At 59.1% G+C, this 5,075-nt stretch carries 3 protein-coding genes; 1 reads left to right on the top strand and 2 read right to left on the bottom strand.

Going from position 1 to position 5,075, the window contains the following annotated elements; translation table 11 throughout:
- A partial coding sequence (locus QVP67_RS13095) for a response regulator (RefSeq protein ID WP_288180198.1) occupies positions 1-2,205 on the top strand: 2,205 nt, incomplete at its 5' end.
- 121 nt (positions 2,206-2,326) lie between these two features.
- Here the strand turns inward: QVP67_RS13095 and QVP67_RS13090 are convergent.
- A complete protein-coding gene (locus QVP67_RS13090) occupies positions 2,327-4,867 on the bottom strand; it encodes a DUF5686 and carboxypeptidase-like regulatory domain-containing protein (RefSeq protein ID WP_288180197.1) in 2,541 nt (846 codons plus the stop codon).
- A gap of 4 nt (positions 4,868-4,871) precedes the next feature.
- Positions 4,872-5,075, bottom strand: a 204-nt coding sequence (locus QVP67_RS13085) for a hypothetical protein (protein WP_288180196.1), incomplete at its 5' end; no start/stop codon positions are given.

The following is a 5,075-nucleotide window of genomic DNA, read 5'->3' as shown; positions in this document are numbered from 1 at the left end:
GCCGATGCCGGATGGCTCAGGCAGTCGGCCGAACAGGCCTTCGACTCCATCCTCGACCGCCAGCCGCACATCGACCTCGTCTTTGCCCACAACGACCGCATGGCTTCCGGTGCGCACGATGCTGCCGTCAGACGGGGACGTGCCGAAGAGATGCTGTTTGTCGGTGTAGATGCCCTTTCGGGCAAGGGACTGGGTGTGGAGATGGTGTCCGACGGCACCCTCGATGCCACCTTCATCTATCCCACCGGCGGCGACCGCGTTGTACAGGTGGCCATGGATATTCTCGAAGGGCGCAGCTATCCGCGCGAGACACTCCTCTCTACCGCATTGGTCAACCGTCAGAACGCCCGCATCATGCAGATGCAGACGACCCACATAGGCACCCTCGACGAAAAAATCGAGAAGCTCAACAGCCAGCTCGACGCCTTCCTGATGCGCTACTCGGCCCAGCGCATGTTTCTGTACGCCTGCATCGTCATCCTGGTGCTGGTAGCGGCATTGCTCGTCTTCGTAGTACGCGCCTTCTGGACCAAGAACCGCCTGAACACCGAACTGTCGCAACAGAAGCAGCAGGTGGAGGAACAGCGCGACCAGCTCATCCACCTGTCGCGCCAGCTGGAAGACGCCACGCACGCCAAACTGGCCTTCTTCACCAACGTCTCGCACGACTTCCGCACCCCGCTCACCCTGATTGCCGACCCCGTGGAGCAGCTGATGCACAGCCACACCCTGACCGAGCACGAACGCTTCCTGCTGAACATCATTCATAAGAACGTCACCGTGCTGTTGCGTCTGGTCAATCAGGTGCTCGACTTCCGGAAGTTCGAGGATGGCAAACTGCAGTTGCGTCTGAGCCGCTTCGACCTGCGTACGGCGCTGATGGAGTGGACCGACGCTTTCCGCACCCTGTCGTTCCGCAAGCACATACACTTCCGCATCGAGGCCGACCCTGCTGCCGACTATACCGTGACCGCCGATGCCGAGAAGCTGGAACGCATCGTCTACAACCTCCTCTCGAACGCCTTTAAGTTCACGCCCGAGAACGGCAGCATCAGTGTCGGCCTGGCTTTGTTCAGCCGCGAAGGCGAACCCGCGCTGCGCCTGCAAGTCACCGACACCGGCGTAGGCATGCCCGCCGAGCACGTGCAGCACATCTTCGACAGTTTCTATCAGATCGACGTCCATCATGCCGGTTCGGGCATCGGTCTGGCCCTGGTGAAAGCCTTTGTCGAGATGCACCGCGGCACCATCCGTGTAGACACTACCGAAGGGCAGGGCACTTGCTTCACCATCGAGATGCCCGCCTGCCAGACGGGCGACCTTGACCCCGACACCACACGCAGCGCCGTGCTGGCCAATCTGAAAGAAGGTGCCGTGCTGGCCGCCGACCAAGAGACGCTGCAAGCTGCCGAGTCCGACACCCCTGCCGAAGATAAGGAAACCGTGCTCGTGGTAGACGACAATCAGGACATCCGCGACTACGTGCGCTCCATCCTGCAGGACAACTACCGTGTAGTCGAAGCCGCCAACGGTCAGGAGGGCATTCAGCAGGCCATGAAGTACGTGCCCGACGTCATCATCTGCGACGTGATGATGCCCGTGATGGACGGCATGGAGTGTTGTCGCCGCCTGAAGTCCGAACTCCAGACGTCGCACATCCCCGTGATGATGCTTACCGCCTATGCCGTGGACGAGCAGAAGATAAAAGGCTACGAATGCGGTGCCGACTCGTACATTGCCAAGCCCTTCAGTGCCCGCCTGCTGACTGTGCGCCTGCGCAACCTTATCGAAAACCGCCACCGCCTGCAGAACTTCTTTGCCGATGGCAGCAACACTGCCTTGCAGCAGCCTAAACCCGCGGTCACCGATGTAGACAAGGGCTTTATGGAGAAGCTGCGCCGCCTGATCGACGAGCGTCTGTCCGACCCCAATCTCAGCGTAGAGGAGCTGGGCGAACAGATAGGCCTGAGCCGTGTGCAGCTGTACCGCAAGACGAAGGCCCTGTGCGGCTACTCGCCCAACGAGCTGCTGCGCATTGCCCGCCTGAAGCGTGCTGCCTCGCTGCTGGCCTCGACCGAAAAGACCGTGGCCGAGATTACCTACGAAGTAGGCTTCAGTTCGCCTTCGTACTTCACCAAGTGCTATAAGGAGTATTTCGGCGAGATACCGACCGAATTCCTGCGGCGGAAGAATGGTGGGGAGTGAGCCTGCCGCTCGGCGGACGGAAGTGCGTCGGCCGTATGGCTTCGGTTACAGTTGTGATTCTTTTGGAGAAAGGAAGAACGAGGGAAGGGGAGTGGGCGTTGTACCCCTAGACCATCCCCCGTCAGAACGTCATGTGCAGACTGATGCGCAGGCCGCTGCGGTCGATGCCGGGGAGGTCGCGATAGGTGAGCCTCCATACGTAGTCCAGACGGAGGACTTTCAGAATGTTTTCGATGCCTGCACCTACTTCTACATAAGGCTTGCTGCCCATCAGGTGGCTGCCTGCCGGAAACTGGAAGAGGCCTTCGCTGCAGGCGGGATTGTTGCGGTCGCTCAGGCGGCCGTACATGCCCCGGCACGAAAGGACTTCGCGCCACTGCAGTTTCTTCAGCAGGGGGATGCGGTTGAAGAGCCATCCGTTCAGATAGTAGGTGACGTCCCACGAGGCGTACTCGTCGTTGAGGAACTCCATCGCGTTCATCAGGCTGAAGGATTCGGGCTGTATGGTGTACGACAGGTTGGCGTTGGGGATGATGAGCAGGGGGAAGGGCACCTTGTTCCATACCTTTCCTGCTTTCAGAATGACGTCGGTGTAGCCGAAGGCCGAGAACCAGAAACGCTTCTGAAAACCCGCTTCGGTGTACTGGTAGTTGTAGTCGCTGCCCAATATGCCTTTGGCGGCCATCGTATGCGACAGACTGAAGACGGGAGCGTCGAGCGAGACGGGGAAGCGGTTCCATTGCGTCTGGAAGAACTTTTCGCCCGGGGCATAGCGTAGCTTCAGCTCCAGTTCGCTGTTGGCGATGCTGGGCACGTAGGTGTGGTTTTCGTCCTGACGGATGAAGGGAATGAGGTACGACGACTCGTCGCGGCGCAAGCGGGCGATGAGCTGGTAGGAGAAGCCGGAGTGGTACTCATGCCTGTAGGTCAGTTCGGCCTTCTGCTGGTAGCCGATGCGGTCGTCTTTCTTCCGTTTCAGGGCCAGGAAGACGTTGTCTTTGCTGGTGTACAGATAGTTCTGTCCGTACTGATTGACGTCGGAGTAGTAGCTGAGCTTGAGCGAGTGGATGGGGAATTCGTTGGCGTATTCCTTCTTCTCGTTGAAGGAGTATTCGAGCTCGGCCAGTCCCTTGACGCGCTGGTCCTTGAAGCCGTAGGCCATGTAGCCTCTGGCAAAGAGGTGCGGGTGGAGCCAGGCGGTAGTCATGCCTCCGGCACGGATGCGTACGCCTTCTAGGGTGTTTCCGTTGATGGAGGTATTGACGGGACCGTAGTAGAACAGCGGCGAGTGGTCGCGCGGCAGGGGAACGTAGCCTGTAAAGAGTATTTTCAGTATCTTTTCGGTCCAGTAGTAGGCGGGGTAGGTGCGCAGGCGGGCCATCATCTGGTCGACCGAGGTCTCCTTGGGGCTGATTCCGGCAGGGCGGTTCTGTGCCCAGTACTGGTCGGTGCGGGCGGCAGCTTCGCGCGGCTCGATGACTTTCTCGGGGCGCTCGAAGGCGGCGAGTCCTTCGGGGGTAGGGGTGTAGCGGTAGTTGGTGTAGGACACTTGCCGCTTGGCGTAGATGCCGTCGCTGCCTTCGGTCAGCTTGAATTCGGTCAGGATGGTTTCGTCGGTGAGCTGGCGGGTGCCTTCGGGGGCGCGGTCGAAGTTCTGTTCGAGGGTCATGCCGTCGACGAAGTTCAGGTTGATTTTGCGGGGAAAGTTCATTTGTACGCGGTGGACGAAGTAGGTGCTGTCGAGCGATACGTACAGATGTCCCGTGAATCCGAACGACTCGGAGTTGAAGGGTACGAAGGTGAGGTCGACGCAGGGCTGCCCGCCGATGTCGAGGGTGTCGGCCAGGTAGTATTTGTAGAACGAGGGTCCCATTTGCGACAGGGGGCTGACGAACTTATTGGTGAAGAGGGTGATGTTGTTGCGGTAGATGTCGACGTCGGTCATGGTGACGCTGATGGCCTGCTCCATGCCTTGCTGCGACAGCATTTCGTCGACGCCTGCCTGACGGCGTGCGCGGACGGCTTGCTTTTCGGTGTGGGGCGAGCGGCGATAGTAGTCGGTGGCCAGCAGTTCGCGGTTGGACACGGCGAGCATGGGCTTCCCGCTGACGGCCGAGGTGTCGACGTAGTCGGTCAGGAAGTCGAATTTGCGGTAGATCCATTTCTGGCTTTTCAGGCTGTCGAAGTTGTTGATGAAGAAGGTGGTCTTCTCGTAGCGGTCGCGCTGCCAGTAGTCCTGTTCGTCGGGCGAGTAGTCGTCGCGGTGGTCTATCATCCGGCGGACGAACTCGACGGCGGGGTTGTTCTTCTTGCTGTAGTGTTCGCGGTGGGGCTTCACGACGACTTCCTGCAGGGCGTAGGTGGCGGGCGACAGTGCGATGTGCAGCTCGGACTGCGTGGCGGGGCGTATGGTTCGGGTGTATTCGTTGTATCCCACGGCCGACACGGTGAGCTGGGCCTGCGTACGGCGGGTGGTGAAGCGGAAGTGGCCTTCGTTGTCGGTCATGCCTCCTTCGGTGGTTCCTTTCAGGTAGACGGATGTGTAGGGCAGCGGTTCCTTTGTCAGGGAATCGGTCACTGTCCCGCGCAGGGTGTACTGTGCCTTCAGGGGGAGGGCGGCACATACGAGCATGATCCAAAGAACTGTTTTTGCAAGCTTCATCCTACTATGTTTTAGGCTCTGATTCGGGCTGCAAAGTTACGGCGGAAAACTTTTTTGGAAAGTTCAGTTTTGCTGGAGAAATGTTCTGTTTCTCTTTTTTGTGGCTGGAATTATGGAGAAAAACGGCTTTTTCAGTGTTCCGTAGGGCGCTTGCAGGGTATTTGTGGGACACTTGTGTTTCATTTGTGGGACACTTGTACGGCTCGCG

It is taken from the genome of Bacteroides sp. CAG:633, assembly GCF_000435115.1.
Lineage (GTDB): Bacteria > Bacteroidota > Bacteroidia > Bacteroidales > Bacteroidaceae > Bacteroides > Bacteroides ndongoniae.
The sequence above is the reverse complement of the archived record's forward strand: the minus strand, read 5'-3'. Positions and strand labels throughout refer to the sequence as shown.